This window comes from Vibrio sp. V09_P4A23P171 (genome assembly GCF_963875615.1).
GTDB lineage: Bacteria > Pseudomonadota > Gammaproteobacteria > Enterobacterales > Vibrionaceae > Vibrio > Vibrio anguillarum.
Window position 1 is genome coordinate 1 of record NZ_CAWNMR010000009.1, and the last position, 17,641, is coordinate 17,641.

Genomic DNA, 17,641 nt, shown 5'->3' on the forward strand with positions numbered 1-17,641 from the left:
CTGAGATGAGTCTTCCCTGGCACTTTAAGTGTCCTAAAGGGTTGTTCGAGACTAGAACGTTGATAGGTTGGGTGTGTAAGCGCTGCGAGGCGTTGAGCTAACCAATACTAATTGCCCGTGAGGCTTAACCATACAACACCGAAGGGGTTTTGTGGGCTCAATTGAAGAACATTGAATGTGTGAATGAGAACGAAACAGCTTTCCGAATTAAGAAATTTGCTTGGCGACCATAGCGTTGTGGACCCACCTGATTCCATGCCGAACTCAGAAGTGAAACACAACAGCGCCGATGGTAGTGTGGGGTCTCCCCATGTGAGAGTAGGACATCGCCAGGCTTTGAATATTGTCTAACCAGACACGCTGCGGAGCGGTAGTTCAGTTGGTTAGAATACCGGCCTGTCACGCCGGGGGTCGCGGGTTCGAGTCCCGTCCGCTCCGCCACTTATTAAGAAGCCCTGCTAGTAATAGCAGGGCTTTTTTCGTTTGAGAAAAATAGCATTTTATTTTTTTATCACTCTCAGGACAGTCGTGTGGTAGCTACACTTTGTTCAATCTATTCTTATTCTTTTCGGTCTCTATGTCTTAGGTATAAAAAAGCCGATGTATTAAACATCAGCTAGAGAGACATGGTTCAGGAGATTTAGCTACGCAAAGCGGCTTTGGCTGACAGTGCTTTTTTATCTGAGTCTGAAAGAAAGGCTAATTCTAATCCGTTAATTTGCGCTTGTCTGATCTGCTCTTGAGAAAGGCCTGCTTGAAGTGCTGCAACTTCATATTCATGTGGAAGTTCAATACCTTCAACCGCTGGGTCATCAGTATTTAAACAAGCAAGTATCCCATGCTCTAAAAACTGTTTTATAGGATGATGAGCAAGAGAGTTTACTGTGCTCGTTTGGAAGTTTGACGTTAGGCAAGACTCAATGCCAATACGATGTTTGGCAAGATAATCCATTAGCTTAGGGTCATGGACGGCTTTTACTCCGTGTCCAATGCGTTCTGCACCTAGCTCTTTGATTGCCTGCCACATACTTTCTGACCCCGCCGCCTCTCCAGCATGTACTGTAACTCTTAGTCCTGCATCTCGTACTTGTTTAAAGTGAGAAATAAATCGCTCGCCCGGCTGCCCAAGTTCATCGCCTGCCAAGTCGACTGCAACAATGTGCTGTTTTTGAGTCAAAATAGCGTCTAGCTCCTGCTGACAAGCATCGGTGCCAAAAGTGCGGCTCATAATTCCTATTAGGTTAGCCTGAATACCGAAGTCTCGAACGCCCGCTTGTACCCCATCAACTACAGCCTCAACAACGCCAGCGATAGGCAGTTGATGTTTCATAGCCATATAGTAAGGAGAGAACCTCAGCTCGGCATAATCAATTTGAGCATTTAAGGCATCTTCGACATTTTCGTAGGCGACTCTTCGGCAAGCATCGAGATCACCCAATACGGCAACTCCCCAATCAAGTTTTGATAAAAAGGCGACCAATGATGGTTCTGCTTCGACGATTTGTACATGAGGTGTGAGCTCTTCTATGTTGCCAGCTGGCAGCGCTACACCAAATCGTTGCCCTAGTTCTAAGATAGTTTTGGTTCGAATGTTGCCGTCAAGATGGCGATGCAAATCAGTAAGCGGTAGGTTTTTAGTTATCATTATGTTTTTCCGAAAGTGTGTATGGCATCAAGTATAAAAATCAATGTGGTCAGTGTCAGCTAGCAAAGAGTATTAAATCATCCAATTCTGTTTATTTGGCTTTTATGTTTACCATATCTGTTGACCATTCGTTAAAAGGGATGGCTTTACTAAACAGAAAGCCTTGTCCCTGAGTGCAGTTAAGCATGTTTAGGAGATGGACTTGCTCTTTGGTTTCAATACCTTCTGCTACAATTTCGACATTAAACCCACGAGTCATGTTGATGATTGCCGCAACGACTGAGCTACTGAGATTTGTCTGTTCGAGCTGCGATACAAACGCCCTGTCTATTTTTAGACAATCGAATGGAAGTTGATGTAAATAAGAAAGGGAGCTGTATCCGGTACCAAAATCATCTATCGCGATATGGATGCCCAGCTCTTTGAGTTTGTTCATGTTTGCTAAAATAACTGGGTCGTTATCAACAATTCTTGATTCTGTGATCTCTAAAGCGAGGTTATTGGGTTCAAGCCCCGTTCTTTCCAAAGTCGCTTTGAGTTCATGAACAAACTGAGGTTGAGATAGCTGGTTCACTGAGAGGTTGACGTGCATTTTAAACGTCGATCCCCATTTACCCATCTTGATGCCTTGCATCGTGTCAAAACACGCTTGATACAAGATTTGCTCACCAATCAGGCCAATAAAGCCGCTTTCTTCAGCGATAGGAATGAATTCCAAGGGGGGAATGATATCACCGCTTGGTGTCACCCAGCGTGCCAAGGCTTCAGCTCCGATGATATCTCCCGTTGATAAGTTTACAATTGGTTGATAATACGGAATATATTCTTTGTTCTCTATGGCAAGCTTAATTTGAGTGAGCATTTGCGTACGTTTACGAGATACATCGTCCATCTCTGGAGAGTAATAGCAGATCCTTGAGCGCTCTTGCTTGGCGTGGCTGAGTGCGATGCTACCATTACGTAACCATAGAGCCATAGTATGGAGTGTGTCATTAGGGAGTACGATGCCAATGGAGGCATTGACGACCACTTTTTCATTATGCATTGAGAATGGGACAGCAAACATTTGTAATATGCTGTTAGCCGCGGATTGGGCTTCATTCTTTTGTTGTAAAGAGGGGATGTAAATAGCGAATTCATCACCACCTGTACGAGCAATACATGAGGTGCTTGCAAATAGTGTGCGTAATTTTTCAGCAATAATTTGTAATAGTAAGTCACCTTGCTGATGTCCCAAGCTGTCATTAATATCTCTGAATTTATCGATGCCGATAAGCAATAGGCTGCCATTAATTTGATTTGATTGACTAAAGTTATCAATTAAACCTTCACGGCTATAGAGCTTGGTTAGGGAATCGTAGATCAATTGGGAATGCAATGCCTTAAATGAGGCTTTTAGGTTGTTGGCCATTTCATTGAATGAATAAACAAGTAAACTCGTTTCATAAATATTGCCAGCTTTCGGCATGTTACTTTCCCAATCCCCTTTTGCTAGATGCTGAGCAGCAGCCGCGGTGGCGGTAATTGGAGTGGTGATTCGATTAAAGGCAATGAGCCCTATACCAATGCCGATAAGGCTGACAATGCTGCCAATAATCCAACTGTTTTGTTGGTTTTCTGGCAATCGACCAAGTAGATCGGTTTCTGAAATCGAGACGCCAATAAACCATTCGATGCCATGTTTATCTTTAAAGGGAGTGAGATGATTAAAATAGCGGGTGCCATCAACTACCGTTTCGAATTTGTTGAGTGTTGCTGACAGCATTTTGTCATGGTTATCAATATAATGTGCACTGGCTTGGATCACTGGGTTGGCATTTTCGATAGCCAGTAGTCGCTCTCCTTTTGCCGACAGTTCGGTCCCCCAAGAGACAACGGTGCTGGTATTGGAGTGAGCCACCAATCTTTTTTCTGGATCAATAATATACACGTTGGCATGAGTTTTCTGTTGCAGTGAGGCCAGAAACGCATTGAACGTATCGATTTTCACATCAGTCACCAAAACACCGATGAATTTGTTCATAGAGAAAACGGGTGCTAAAGCAGAGAGCGTGATCTCTTGGCGTTCATCAACATTAGTGTAGATTGGCGACCAACTTGGGCTTAAACTTTGTGCAACTGGAGTATACCAGGGGCGAGTTCTTGGATCATAATCGGCAATGGTGGAGCGAATATCTTGATTGATGGTTTTTCCTGAGTAGATCACCAAGTTTTGCTGAGTTCGATTATCTTTCACCATCAAGGTAAAACTATCACCAATCTCTTTGCGAAAGCCCACGTACTCCGCCTGTTCGCCACCAAATCCGATCACATCAATTTGTTCTAGCGGTCGATAAAGCGTTTCAAAACTGGCAAGCAGATATCCTTCTATTTTACTGACATCGTCCGCAGAATAGAACTGACTAAAGCCGATCGTGTGGCTTAAAGCGAGGCTGGCTTGAAAAGGTTCATCGAGAAAACTGATCAGCCGCTGCTCTACATTGGCATTTAATGATGAAAGCTGTTTGCTGCTAATGTCATCAACCATCTCTTCATAACTGTATTTTTGTACACCCACAATCACTCCAATCGTTATGAGGAAAATCATAACAAATGGTAGAACAACGGCTGTTTTCAACGTTATTTGATTCGTAAATGACATGTCGTGTCTTCTGCATCCATACAAATTATCGGTAAAACACGCAAGGTGGGTGATTGCATTGTGCCAGAAAGTGAATCACTGCACCTGATCATTAAAAAATTATCAGTAAAGTTCTTTTAACTTCCTTGTCAACGTATTGCGCCCCCACCCAAGCACCTTAGCTGCGTCTTGTTTGTGACCATTGGTGTGATGAAGTGCTGCTTCCAAAAGTATACGTTCAAATTCAGGAAGTGCATAAGAAAGCAGCTCTGTTTCTCCTGAAGCTAATGAAGATTTAGCCCAACTTGCGAGTTGTTGTTGCCAACTTATAGCACTATCAAAGTCACTATTTTTCTTTTCCGACAATAATTCGGAAGGAAGATCACTGGGTAGCACCTCGCTACCACTGGCCATTACAGTTAACCAGCGACACATATTTTCAAGTTGTCGTACGTTTCCCGGCCATTCAAGACGATTCAAAATTTCAATGCTCTTAGGATGTAGCGTTTTCATTTCTACGCCTAATTCTTTTGCTGCAGAGGCGAGAAAGTGCTTGGTCAGTTTTTCTATATCTTGGCTTCGCTCACGCAGTGCTGGGATATGAATACGAATGACATTGAGACGGTGAAAAAGGTCGTCACGAAACTTTCCTTGATGAACGAGCTTTTCTAAGTTTTGGTGAGTAGCGGCGACAATGCGGACATCCACTTTGATTGCTGAATGCCCTCCTACGCGGTAAAACTGACCATCGGCTAAAACACGCAGTAGCCGAGTTTGAATGTCGAGCGGCATATCGCCAATTTCATCTAAGAATAGGGTGCCACCATTGGCCTGCTCAAAACGCCCTTGGCGGACATTGTTTGCACCAGTGAATGCTCCTTTCTCATGACCAAACAGTTCTGACTCGATGAGATCTTTTGGAATTGCGGCCATATTGAGGGCAATAAACGGTTTTTGGGCGCGTGGGCTATGGCGATGAAGCGCGTGAGCGACTAACTCTTTCCCGGTTCCTGATTCACCATTGATCAAGACTGAGATTGAGGAACGTGATAAACGGCCAATCGCCCGAAATACCTCTTGCATTGAAGGGGCTTCTCCAATGATTTCCGGTGTACTATCAACGCCAATCTGTTGATTGGATTGTTCTTTGCGCTGCTCCTGACTATGAGCAATGGCACGTTCAACCAAGGTGAGGGTTTCATCGACATCAAAAGGTTTAGGCAGATACTCAAAGGCACCCTTTTGATAGGCATTCACCGCGGCATCAAGATCTGAGTGGGCAGTCATGATGATGACGGGCAACTCAGGAGATCGTGAATGAACTTGGTTTAGCAGCTCAATACCATTCATGCCCGGCATGCGAATATCGGAAACGAGCACATCGGGCGTTTCTCTTTCTAGCGCCAGTAACACACTTTCGGCATCGGAAAACGTTTCGCATTTTATGTTGGCTGATGAGAGCGTTTTTTCCATCACCCAGCGGATCGAACTATCATCGTCCACCACCCAAACGTATCCTTTACTCATAATGTTTATTCCTTAGCAGCAAACCCAATCTGACATCGGTCAAATGGGTAAATAAATAGTAAATGTGGTTCGACCTGGCCAGCTTTCAACATCGATTTTTCCATTGTGCTGATCGATCAGGTTTTGTGAGATAGAAAGACCCAGCCCCGTTCCACCTTCACGGCCGCTGACCATGGGATAAAACAGTGTGTCTTGTAATTCGGTAGGAATGCCTGGGCCGTTATCGCTGATTTCTATGCGTGCCACTAACTTATGGCGCTGTCCGTGAATATTGGCTTGGTGCACTGTTCTGGTGCGAAGTGTGATTTTACCATGCGGATCATGAGATAAAATCTGTGCCGCATTGCTGACGATATTCAGTAATGCCTGCTCGATTTGATCGGTATCCATCAAAATATCGGGCAAGCTGGGGTCATAATCTCGTTCAATCACCAAGTGTGTGCTGGCTTCTAGCTCAACCAATTGGCGGACTTTTTCCAAAATTACATGGAGATTTTCAGAGCACTTCTTGCCCGGTTTTTGTGGGCCGAGCAAACGATCAACGAGCGCGCGCAGTCGATCGGCTTGTTCAATAATAATTTGGGTGTACTCAGTGAGACTGTGGTCCGGCAACATTCTTTCTAGCAGTTGCGCCGCGCCGCGTAGCCCACCTAATGGGTTTTTAATTTCATGCGCCAGCCCGCGAACTAAGAGTTTTGCCGCTTGCTGTTGGGCGTGCTGATTGAGCTCTTGTGTTAACCGTCGTTGTTGACCAATTTTGCGCATTTCGACCAAAAGCATCAGCTCGCGTTGCCAAGATATAGGGCTCACGGTCACTTCCAGCATCAGTGGCTTACCATCGACCACAAACGTAACATCGCTATCAGTAATACTTTGGCCACTTTGCAACGGCTGAGAAAGCAGCGCTAAGTCTAGAGAAGCGTGCTGGATGAGTTTTGACAGTGGTTGGTTGATAATTCGCTTAGCACTTTGGGAGAAGAGTTGTTCAGCCGCTGGATTGGCATAACGGATACAAAGAGACTCATCGAGCATCAAGGTGGCGGTAACGATATTATTTAAAATCGTTTGGCTTAGCTCACAATTCACGTTTTCATCCTTGTCCGTGTTCCCAAATGATGCAATGCACAACTTTGGTGCATTGCATGGCTAAGTATGGCGCATCGGTGTCAGAAGAAAAAGTGAAACCTGTTGTTATATCGAGCTTATTGGCGAAGAGTTCATCACTTGATGCTGGCTCGATGTAAATGCACCGTCACAGGGTTAGACGATGCAATAATCTTGCCGTTTACAACTACTTGAATTAAAAAGCGATGCGTTCCTCTATCTAGATTTTTCAGCGTCCAAGTAGGTTGAGTGGTGGGAGCGCCATAGGCTTTGTCATTCATGACTAATTGCAACTGTTCACTGACGGTTAAGTTGCGATTGAGTTCGGCGTTGATTGAAATAACGCCCGCATTGCTGCGTAAGGTTTCATCGTCAGCCGGAGAGCGAATTGCAATGGTTAGCGGTTCTATTTTGTTGACATGGGTTGCGGATTTTTCCAGTGGCAGCTCTTTGGTAAGGTTAGTGACGGGGTGAGAGTTTTCAAAGGTTGGCTCAGGCGCATCGGCCTGAAAATCAGGAATCGAAATTTGCTTTGCTCCCTTATCTTGTGGGACATCGCTAAGATGCAACACGCCATTCGCATCCACCCACGTATAGACGTTTTGTGCAATTGAAGTCGCGGAATAAAGCATGATGATTGTTAGGAGTAAAGTTCGGATCAGATTCACAGTCATCCCCCTATATAGAGATGTTTTCACGTTAAGGGTATCGGCTTTTGAGTGCCGTTATTGTTGTAACGCTAATGTTACGACGTCCGGAATTAACCCCAAATATGAAAAAGGCTCACCTGCGAGGCGAGCCTGATAAATCCGTAACCTAAGTTACATTTTGCACCAAAGCTAAGAATTATACCGAGTAGTACAATTCAAATTCTAGTGGGTGAACGGCCATGTTGACGCGTTCTACATCTTTTGCTTTTAGCGTGATGTATGAGTTGATGAAATCATCAGAGAATACGCCGCCAGCGGTCAGGAATTCACGATCTTCATCCAGTGCTTTTAGTGCCACTTCAAGTGACTCGGCTACTTTTGGAATCTCAGCGGCTTCTTCTGCTGGTAGGTCGTACAAATCTTTATCCATCGCTTCTCCTGGATGGATCTTGTTCTTGATACCATCAAGACCAGCCATTAGAAGAGCGGCAAACGCTAGGTATGGGTTTGCTGCTGGATCTGGGAAACGAGCTTCGATACGACGTGCTTTCGGGCTTGGTACTACTGGAATACGGATAGACGCAGAACGGTTACGAGCCGAGTAAGCTAGCATTACCGGTGCTTCAAACCCAGGGACAAGGCGCTTGTACGAGTTTGTTGATGGGTTAGCAAATGCGTTGATGGCACGCGCGTGCTTGATGATACCGCCAATGTAGTAAAGCGCTAAGTCAGATAAACCGCCGTACTTGTCACCAGCAAATAGGTTTACACCATCTTTTGCAAGAGATTGGTGAACGTGCATACCTGAACCGTTGTCGCCAACAAGAGGCTTAGGCATGAAGGTTGCTGTTTTACCAAAGGCGTGCGCAACGTTGTGCACCACGTATTTGTAGATTTGGATCTCATCGGCTTTAGTAGTTAGCGTATTAAAGCGCGTGGCGATTTCGTTTTGACCTGCAGTCGCTACTTCATGGTGGTGAGCTTCAACGACGAGGCCCATCTCTTCCATGATCAAACACATGGCTGAACGGATGTCTTGTGATGAGTCAACCGGTGCAACAGGGAAATAACCACCTTTCACACCAGGGCGGTGACCTTTGTTACCACCTTCAATTTCAGCGCCAGTGTTCCAAGCCGCTTCGATATCATCAATTTTGAATGAGGCACCAGACATATTGTTGGTGTATTTCACGTCATCAAAAAGGAAGAACTCTGGCTCTGGACCGACAAGAACGGTGTCTGCGATCCCTGTTGAACGCATGTAATCTTCTGCGCGTTTTGCGATAGAACGTGGGTCACGATCGTAGCCTTGCATGGTTGCAGGCTCTAGAATGTCACAACGAATGTTAAGTGTTGCGTCTTCTGTGAACGGGTCAAGAACTGCACTTGATGCATCAGGCATCATCACCATGTCAGACTCATTGATTCCTTTCCAGCCAGCAACGGATGAACCATCGAACATCTTACCTTCTTCGAAGAAGTCTGCGTCGACTTGATGAGCAGGAATAGAGATATGTTGCTCTTTGCCTTTCGTGTCGGTAAAGCGCAGGTCAACAAACTTAACTTCGTTTTCTTGGATCAGCGATAGAACGTTTTCTACTGACATCTTGGATAACCTCCAGTGTTATTAAAGCGGTAATGGCCCGAATCGAATTGAAACTAGCATTGATTAATTTCATTCTAAACTTATTAATCGATGCTGTTTCTAACAAAGCTAAATTCGTGCCAATTAAATTAATCCTTTAATTTCAAGTGCTTTGGTTGTTCTTTGTCGAATTTAAATGCTTCTCTGCACCAAAAAGATCCTTGTTTGCACTATTTTGGTGCCTTGAGTTTTATGTTGCACCATTAACTACCAAAGCGCACACTATTCAGCCTAGGTTTACTAGGCTTGTCAATGCTGATTTAGTCCATTTTGATGCAATTTGTTTTAAAGCAAGTAGCGGACTAAGCTTGTGGTGAGCGAAAATCAGCGCGATAGATCACATATTTCTAGGTTTTTCGCCAAAATCTGGTACATTATTGACCGTTTTTTTAATCAAGTTCTATGCTCGTTGCGGCCTCATGCCGAAGCGAGTTACTCCCTTAATAAGTGAAGCAAAATCCATGGCTACTCCACAGATTGATAAATTAAGAAATATCGCGATCATCGCACACGTTGACCACGGTAAAACAACGTTGGTTGATAAACTGCTGCAACAGTCAGGTACGTTAGAGTCTCGCGGTAATACGGAAGAGCGGGTCATGGACTCGAACGATATCGAGAAAGAGCGCGGTATCACTATCCTTGCAAAAAATACAGCCATTAACTGGAATGATTTCCGTATCAACATCGTAGATACTCCAGGACACGCCGACTTCGGTGGTGAAGTTGAACGTATCATGTCAATGGTTGACTCTGTTTTGCTGATTGTTGATGCGGTTGATGGCCCAATGCCACAAACTCGCTTCGTAACACAAAAAGCTTTTGCTCACGGTTTGAAACCAATCGTTGTTATTAACAAAATTGACCGTCCTGGTGCTCGCCCTGATTGGGTTATGGATCAAGTGTTCGACCTGTTCGACAACCTTGGTGCAACGGATGAGCAGCTCGACTTTAAAGTGGTTTATGCTTCTGCACTGAACGGTTGGGCGACACTTAACGAAGGTGAAGTTGGCGAAAACATGGAACCTTTGTTCCAAGCGATCGTTGACAATGTAGAGTCACCACAAGTTGACCTTGATGGCCCACTACAAATGCAAGTTTCTCAACTTGATTACAGCTCTTACGTTGGTGTTATCGGTGTTTGTCGTGTGACTCGTGGTAGCGTAAAAGCGAACCAACAAGTAACAGTCGTCGGCGCTGATGGTAAGAAACGTAACGGTAAAGTTGGTACAGTTCTGGGCTATCTTGGCCTTGAGCGTAACGAAGTTGAACAAGCTAACGCTGGCGACATCATTGCGGTAACAGGTTTAGGTGAACTGAAAATTTCAGACACCATTTGTGACCAAAACTGTGTTGAAGCCATGGTGCCACTATCCGTTGATGAACCGACAGTGACCATGACTTTCCAAGTCAATACCTCACCGTTTGCAGGTAAAGAAGGTAAATACGTGACTTCACGTAATATCCTTGAGCGTCTGCAAAAAGAGCTTGTTCATAACGTAGCATTGCGTGTTGAAGAAACCGACAACCCAGATCGCTTCCGCGTTTCAGGTCGTGGTGAACTTCACCTATCAATCCTGATTGAGAACATGCGTCGTGAAGGCTTTGAGCTTGCAGTTTCTCGTCCTGAAGTTATTTTGAAGGAAGAAGACGGCCAGAAAATGGAACCGTTCGAAACCGTAACGATCGATGTGATGGAAGAGAGCCAAGGCGGCGTGATGGAGAAAATCGGCCTGCGTAAAGGTGAGCTGACGAATATGACTCCAGACGGCAAAGGCCGTGTGCGTCTTGATTTCATGATGCCTTCTCGCGGTTTGATTGGTTTCCAAACAGAATTCATGACCTTAACCTCAGGTTCAGGTTTGCTTTACCATACGTTTGATCATTACGGCCTACACAAAGGCGGTAACATTGGTCAACGTAACAACGGCGTGTTGATCTCTAACGCGACAGGTAAAGCGTTGACTTACGCTCTGTTCAACCTACAAGAGCGCGGTCGCCTATTTACTGAGCACGCAGATGAAGTGTACGAAGGCCAAGTGATCGGTATCCACAACCGTTCTAACGACCTAACAGTGAACTGCCTGAAAGGCAAGCAGCTGACAAACGTTCGTGCTTCTGGTACTGATGAAGCGCAAGTATTGTCACCTGCAATCAAGTTTACACTTGAGCAAGCACTTGAGTTTATTGACGACGATGAACTAGTGGAAGTGACCCCACAGAGCATTCGTATCCGTAAACGTCATTTAACTGAAAATGATCGTAAACGTGCAAGCCGTGGCTAATACCGTCATGGTATAAGTTAACGAGTTAATTTAAGGGCGAGGAGTGTACTTCTCGCCCTTTGCTTATCTGCAATATAGTCAGTTTTAGGTATAGAATGGTGATTGATGATAAAAATAAGCAGGGAGAAGGCATTTGAAAATCAAAAAGTTTGGCAAACAATGTTTACTGTTTACGCGTTATTTACTCAGCCGGATGGATCATGACCGCGTCAATGTTAATGCGGGCTATTTGGCTTATATCACGTTGTTGTCGATCGTACCTATGCTTACCGTGCTGTTATCAATTCTCTCCTCATTTTCTATTTTTGCCAATGTCGGTATGGTTATTCAAGATTTTGTGATCACCCATTTTGTGCCTGCCGCAGGCGATGTAGTGCGAGAGGCGTTGCTCGAATTTATCGCGAATACAGGTAAGATGACGGCCGTGGGCGGGGCATTTTTATTCGTTGCAGCTTTAATGCTGATTTCCAATATTGACAAGAATTTGAACTACATTTGGCGAGTTAAAAATAAACGGCGCATGGTGCTCTCTTTTTCAATGTATTGGATGGTTCTTACGCTCGGGCCAATTTTAGTCGGCGCGAGTATTGCGGCAACCTCGTATATTACCTCACTCAAGATTATTGACAGCGAAGCACTCTCTGGTGCTTATAATTTGTTGCTGCGCTGGCTACCTTTTATTTTGTCATTCTCTGCTTTTGTCGGTTTGTACCTGCTGGTGCCGAATAAAAAAGTGCATCTTTCACACGCCTTGGTCGGGGCAATGGTGGCGGCTATTTTATTTGAGTTCAGTAAAAAAGGGTTTGCTGCTTATATTACTCAGTTTCCCTCCTATCAACTGATTTACGGCGCACTGGCGGCGATCCCTATTCTGTTTGTGTGGGTCTACTTATGTTGGATGATTGTGCTCGTTGGGGCGGAGGTGACGGCGACTTTGGGTGAAAAAGAGCACTGGAGCAATGAGCAAGAAATGCTAAACTCATTGCCTATCTCCGAGCAAATGATAAAGGGAAATCAGAGTGATAGCGTTGATCCAGAGAGTGAGTGAAGCGGCGGTACGTGTTGATGGGGAAGTGGTTGGCGAAATCAATCAAGGCTTACTGGTGCTACTTGGGGTCGAAAGAGATGACGATGAGGCAAAGGCCAAACGTCTAGTCGAACGTGTGACTCAGTACCGCGTGTTTGAAGATGAAGAGGGAAAAATGAACTTGAACGTGCAACAAGTGAACGGTCAGGTTTTAGTTGTGTCTCAATTTACATTGCCAGCCGATACCAAAAAGGGGACGCGTGCCGGATTTTCAAAAGGTGCACACCCTGCTGATGCTGAGCGTCTGTATGATTACTTTTCGGATTTGTGTGAGCACATTTTGCCAACTCAGCGTGGCCGCTTTGCACAAGATATGAAAGTTTCGCTGATTAATGATGGCCCAGTGACATTCTGGCTTCAGGTTTAATAAAGAAATGGATAGAGCCTCCTTCGTTGGGATCATGCGGAGTATGAGAGGCTGTGATTTAGGGATAACCAAATGTTTAAACTGATTACGCCAAGTACCGACAACCAACTGAATAAATACTACCATTTTCGCTGGCAAATGCTGCGTGAGCCATGGCATCTACCGATCGGCTCGGAGCGCGATGAGTATGATGGCATGAGCCACCACAGGATGATTGTCGATGGTCGTAACCGACCGATTGCCATTGGTCGCTTGTACATTACGCCAGATTGCGAAGGGCAAATTCGCTATATGGCGGTTAAAAGTAGCCGTCGCAATAAAGGTATGGGCTCTTTGGTGCTGGTGGCGCTAGAGTCGCTGGCTCGTCAAGAAGGTGCAAAGCGCCTAGTCTGTAGCGCCCGTGAAGATGCGATTGCATTTTATGAAAAGAACGGCTTTGAACGCCGGGGCTCGCTCAATGATGAACGCGGTCCGGTTCGACATCAACAAATGGTCAAACCGCTCGATCCCATGGCCAATGTGATTCGCAAACCTGAATGGTGTACTGAACTGCAAGAACGCTGGGCCACGCACATTCCTATCAGCGAAAAAATGGGCATTAAGGTGACTCAATATACGGGCTACCAATTTGAGTGCAGCGCTCAGCTCAATCCGAATTTGAACCCACACAACACCTTATTTGCAGGCTCGGCATTTACCCTTGCCACCTTGACCGGATGGGGAATGGCATGGTTGCTGATGCGTGAGCGAAGCCTGAATGGCGATATTGTTTTGGTTGATAGCCGCATCCGCTATCGTCACCCTGTGGTGCATAACCCTTTAGCCTTCACTTCATTGGATGGCATCAGTGGCGATTTAGATCGTTTAGCCAGTGGACGTAAAGCGCGTATCGTCGTCAATGTCACTATCACCAGTGGCGGTAAACCCGCCGTTGAATTTACGGGAACCTATATGTTGATCCCCAATTACAAGGCATTGTTAGCCGCCGCATCATCGGCTGAGTAAGTATCGGTTTCTGGATCACACGAATAGATGGTGTGCTGTGTGTTGTGGAGCAGTTCGAAGTGCATCTCACGGCACATCTGCTGGAGGTTAAGGTTAAGTTGTCCTTTCTCCAACTTGACCAAATCCACGTGACCATCAAGGTTTGCCTTGAGCGTCTTTCCAACCAGCGGCGTTGTATTAATCATCATCCGCCCTCTGTCTGAGTGAATGACTAAACCTTCGAGCGTAAACGGCTCATGGCTGAGGTTTTGCTCAGGATCGCTTAGCGTTAATATGCCTTGTCGAATATTGAGCGTTGCTTCACCCGTGAGGGAGTGGGCGAAGGTGGCGTAGTCTCCGGCGAGGCCGTTGACCTGCGCTTCCCATTCACTGAGACCCTCTATGGTAAAGGGAAGCTGGGTGACTTTATTGAGCACCGCTAGCGGTAGCCCATCGGCATGAATGTTGGTTTGCCAAGGCTGACTTAACGTTTGGAAATTCCAACGCGCAGTGGCATCGATATAGCCGTTTTCTAACGGCATGAATAAACGATCTAGGTACCATTGGCCTTGTTCGCTGCGCATCTCAACAACGCTTTGCGTGCTCAATAGTGAATCGTAGCTGGCGCTGTTTGCGCTGATATTGAGCGTGCCTTGCCACAATCCCAAGCGTTTCTCTTTTACGAGAGTTAACTGCTTCCCTTTGGCATGGACACCAGACAATTGCCAATAAGGTGGCGCAAATAATTGAATGAGTTGGCTATTGGCGATGGTGAGTTGCTCGATGGTGAGGTTATCAACCCACGGCCAATGCTGGCTCAGCGACGTAAAATCATCTTTGCTTTCGCTCACCCATTTTACACCGCGAATAGTGAGCTGTTGCAGCGATGCTGAGGTTGGGGTGATAACACCCACCCATTGAATATCACCTTGCTTAAATTCACTACTAAAATCCTCAATAATCAGTTTACCCGGCTCGGTGCGCAGGCTAAAGGTCGGCTCCACCCACTGCTGACCTAGCCAAGTTGCATCGTCGGCTCGCAGCGATAATTTACCTTGTTGCTGCTGCCAAATATTGCTGTGTGGATAAATGTTCTCCAGCGAAATATCGACGTTACGCAAGCTGATATCCGCAAGCTCGATCTGACTGTTTAAAATATCTAAGCTATTGATATGGTCTATTTTGTCAAAGAGCTGAAACCAACCCGATTGGCGTAAGGAATGACTCATATCTCGGCTAAGATTGAGTTTTTCCAGTGTCACATTGATCAGCGACCAACCTTGAGGATACTGCTCGGCTTGACCTGAAATAGCCGCGCCGCGCCATGACAACGAGAGCCCATAGACGGTGCTGTTGGCAGGTTTGTAATCCATATCGAGCAGTAGGTTATTCAGCGCTTCTCCTTGCCAATAAAATTGTTCGGCTGAGAGTTGTATCTCGCCGAAAGGCAGAGCTGTTGGAGCATCCGGCCAATGTGGATTTTTAATCTGTAGGTTAACACCGCGCGCTAGCCAACCTTGTTGGGCGATGTCGGCATGATTGAGCGCGATTTGGCTCACCGAAATGGGCCATGATCGCAAATCGGTAGGAAGGCCATTTTGTAGACTGATACCACTAAGTAGCACGCTATCAACGGCGATTTTTTGGTCGCGAATGAGCTGTGGGCTGAGCCAAATATCGGCTTGCTCTATCGGGATATGCTGCTTATTTTGCCGCAGTGTTAATTGGTTGAACTGAAAATGCAAAGGATACTGGTATTGAAGAGATTGAAACGTCACGTTTCCTTTCGAAAGCCGTTCAACGAGAGTTTGAGCAACGGGAGTAGCATAAGAGGTATGTAGCAGTGCAAACATACCCAGCATGAAAGTGAGAAATAGCGCGATGATCGCAATCAGCAATGCCAAAGCCTTGTTCATGGTGTCCTTACTCGTAAATCGTTACCTGCGACAGAGTGAAACAAATTACCTCACGCAGCAACAAAAAAAGCCCCTTATCAAAGGGGCTTGCTACTGACTTATCAGTTTTAGTCGAGTTGTGGGCCTGCGGCCACTAATGCTTTACCTTCTGCGTTATCAGTATACTTGGCAAAGTTATTGATAAAGCGCGAGGCGAGATCTTCAGCTTTGCTTGTCCATTGTAGAGGATCCACGTAAGTATCGCGTGGGTCGAGAATGGTTGGGTTCACACCAGGTAGTGAGGTTGGTACTTCAAGATTGAAGATTGGAATATGCTTGGTTGCTGCCTTCTCAATCGAACCATCTAAGATAGCGTCAATGATGGCGCGGGTATCTTGAATCGAGATGCGTTTACCGCTGCCGTTCCAACCAGTGTTGACTAGATAAGCTTCAGCACCAGCTGCTTCCATACGTTTTACCAGCACTTCGGCATATTGTGTTGGGTGGAGCGTTAAAAACGCTGCGCCAAAACAGGCTGAGAAGGTTGGTGTTGGTTCGGTGATGCCACGTTCAGTACCCGCTAGTTTTGCCGTAAAGCCAGACAAGAAGTGATACTTGGTTTGTTCTGGAGTCAATTTAGAGACTGGTGGAAGCACACCAAATGCATCCGCAGATAGGAAGATCACTTTATTGGCGTGACCACCTTTCGATACAGGCTTAACGATGTTTTCGATGTGGTAGATAGGATAAGAAACACGAGTATTCTCGGTTTTAGAACCATCATCAAAGTCAATCGAACCATCGCTACGTACTGTGACGTTTTCCAGTAGCGCATCACGGCGGATCGCGTTGTAGATGTCAGGCTCGGCTTCTTTGGAGAGCTTGATGGTTTTCGCGTAGCAACCTCCTTCAAAGTTAAACACGCCATCATCATCCCAGCCGTGCTCGTCATCGCCGATTAACGCGCGTTTTGGATCGGTAGAGAGTGTGGTTTTTCCTGTGCCAGATAGGCCAAAGAAAATCGCCACATCGCCATCTTTAGCCATGTTGGCTGAACAGTGCATTGAAGCAATACCTTGCAGTGGAAGGAAGTAGTTCATCATTGCGAACATCCCTTTCTTCATTTCACCGCCGTACCAAGTACCGCCGATCAACTGCATTTTTTCCGTTAAGTTAAACACAGTGAAGTTTTCTGAGTTCAGGCCTTGCTCTTGCCATTTGTCATTGGTGCATTTGGCACCATTCATGACCACAAAATCAGGTTCGAAGTTAGCTAGCTCTTCTTCTGTTGGGCGAATGAACATGTTTTTGACGAAGTGCGCTTGCCACGCCACTTCAGTAATGAAGCGCACGCAAAGGCGCGTATCTGCGTTGGCACCACAGTAACCGTCAAGAACGAATAGACGTTTAGCGGATAGTTGACGACCCACTAGTGCTTTTAGATCATTCCATACTTCTTGGTTAATCGGCTTGTTATCGTTTTTCGCTTGTTCAGATGTCCACCATAGGGTATCGCGTGTGGTGTCATCTTTGACAATGAATTTATCTTTTGGTGAGCGGCCTGTAAAAATGCCAGTATCAACGGCAACAGCGCCAAGTTCAGTGACGACGCCTTTTTCGTAGCCTTCAAGGTCTGGGCGAGTTTCCTCGGCAAATAACAGTTCATAGCTTGGGTTGCGAACCACTTCGACTACGTTGGTTATTCCGTATTTGGTCAGGTCTAGTTGTGCAGCCTTTGTATGTTCCATAACGGTCATAGGTGCTCCTTGTAAGAGATTTTGTAGGGATTTTGTAATAATGTTTGTAATTGTTATCTGCTCACCATGCTAGCA

12 protein-coding genes, 1 tRNA gene and 2 rRNA genes are annotated in these 17,641 nt (G+C 45.7%); 7 read left to right on the plus strand and 8 right to left on the minus strand.

Annotation, left to right across the window (positions count from 1 at the left end; translation table 11 throughout):
- The 3 genes from AACT23_RS03680 to AACT23_RS03690 form a co-directional block, all read left to right on the plus strand.
- Positions 1-132 (plus strand): 23S ribosomal RNA (locus AACT23_RS03680); the annotation flags it as partial.
- An 87-nt stretch (positions 133-219) separates the two neighbouring features.
- Positions 220-335, plus strand: a 5S ribosomal RNA gene (rrf, locus tag AACT23_RS03685).
- Between the two features lie 29 nt (positions 336-364).
- A tRNA-Asp gene (locus tag AACT23_RS03690) sits at positions 365-441 on the plus strand.
- 199 nt (positions 442-640) lie between these two features.
- On the opposite strand, the gene add is transcribed toward AACT23_RS03690, so the two are convergent.
- From add to glnA, 6 genes are all read right to left on the minus strand, one after another.
- Positions 641-1,645 (minus strand): adenosine deaminase, encoded by a 1,005-nt coding sequence (gene add, locus AACT23_RS03695; protein WP_094125495.1) that lies wholly within the window; start codon positions 1,643-1,645, stop codon positions 641-643.
- A gap of 91 nt (positions 1,646-1,736) precedes the next feature.
- Positions 1,737-4,286, minus strand: coding sequence for an EAL domain-containing protein (locus AACT23_RS03700; protein ID WP_445286070.1), 2,550 nt, complete (start codon positions 4,284-4,286; stop codon positions 1,737-1,739).
- A gap of 102 nt (positions 4,287-4,388) precedes the next feature.
- Entirely contained in the window at positions 4,389-5,792 is a 1,404-nt protein-coding gene (glnG, locus tag AACT23_RS03705; RefSeq protein ID WP_088731466.1) for a nitrogen regulation protein NR(I), read from the minus strand.
- Positions 5,793-5,831: 39 nt separating this feature from the next.
- Positions 5,832-6,878: a nitrogen regulation protein NR(II) gene (glnL, locus tag AACT23_RS03710; protein WP_088731468.1), complete on the minus strand. Its 1,047-nt coding sequence runs from the start codon at positions 6,876-6,878 to the stop codon at positions 5,832-5,834.
- A gap of 134 nt (positions 6,879-7,012) precedes the next feature.
- Positions 7,013-7,570 carry a DUF4124 domain-containing protein gene (locus AACT23_RS03715; RefSeq protein WP_255211883.1) on the minus strand — a complete coding sequence of 186 codons (558 nt, stop codon included), beginning with the start codon at positions 7,568-7,570 and terminating at the stop codon, positions 7,013-7,015.
- A gap of 172 nt (positions 7,571-7,742) precedes the next feature.
- Complete coding sequence (gene glnA, locus AACT23_RS03720) at positions 7,743-9,152, minus strand: glutamate--ammonia ligase (protein WP_017043509.1); 1,410 nt, start codon at positions 9,150-9,152, stop codon at positions 7,743-7,745.
- 500 nt (positions 9,153-9,652) lie between these two features.
- On the opposite strand from glnA, the gene typA reads away from it, so the two are divergent.
- From typA to AACT23_RS03740, 4 genes are all read left to right on the plus strand, one after another.
- Positions 9,653-11,476 carry a translational GTPase TypA gene (gene typA / locus AACT23_RS03725; protein WP_010319743.1) on the plus strand — a complete coding sequence of 608 codons (1,824 nt, stop codon included), beginning with the start codon at positions 9,653-9,655 and terminating at the stop codon, positions 11,474-11,476.
- A 133-nt stretch (positions 11,477-11,609) separates the two neighbouring features.
- The gene (locus tag AACT23_RS03730) at positions 11,610-12,524 is read left to right on the plus strand and encodes a virulence factor BrkB family protein (protein WP_094129096.1); all 915 of its coding nucleotides are present in this window, start codon (positions 11,610-11,612) and stop codon (positions 12,522-12,524) included.
- A complete protein-coding gene (gene dtd / locus AACT23_RS03735) occupies positions 12,496-12,930 on the plus strand; it encodes a D-aminoacyl-tRNA deacylase (RefSeq protein ID WP_013855445.1) in 435 nt (144 codons plus the stop codon). The genes AACT23_RS03730 and dtd overlap by 29 nt, the downstream gene beginning before the upstream one ends.
- Before the next feature lie 72 nt (positions 12,931-13,002).
- On the plus strand, positions 13,003-13,935 hold the full coding sequence (locus AACT23_RS03740; RefSeq protein WP_017043511.1) for a bifunctional GNAT family N-acetyltransferase/hotdog fold thioesterase: 933 nt from the start codon (positions 13,003-13,005) through the stop codon (positions 13,933-13,935).
- Here AACT23_RS03740 and AACT23_RS03745 read toward each other — a convergent pair.
- Complete coding sequence (locus AACT23_RS03745) at positions 13,896-15,830, minus strand: AsmA family protein (RefSeq protein WP_094129099.1); 1,935 nt, start codon at positions 15,828-15,830, stop codon at positions 13,896-13,898. The genes AACT23_RS03740 and AACT23_RS03745 overlap by 40 nt on opposite strands.
- A 107-nt stretch (positions 15,831-15,937) precedes the next feature.
- Positions 15,938-17,566, minus strand: coding sequence for a phosphoenolpyruvate carboxykinase (ATP) (pckA, locus tag AACT23_RS03750; protein WP_013855443.1), 1,629 nt, complete (start codon positions 17,564-17,566; stop codon positions 15,938-15,940).
- Positions 17,567-17,641 lie beyond the last annotated feature (75 nt).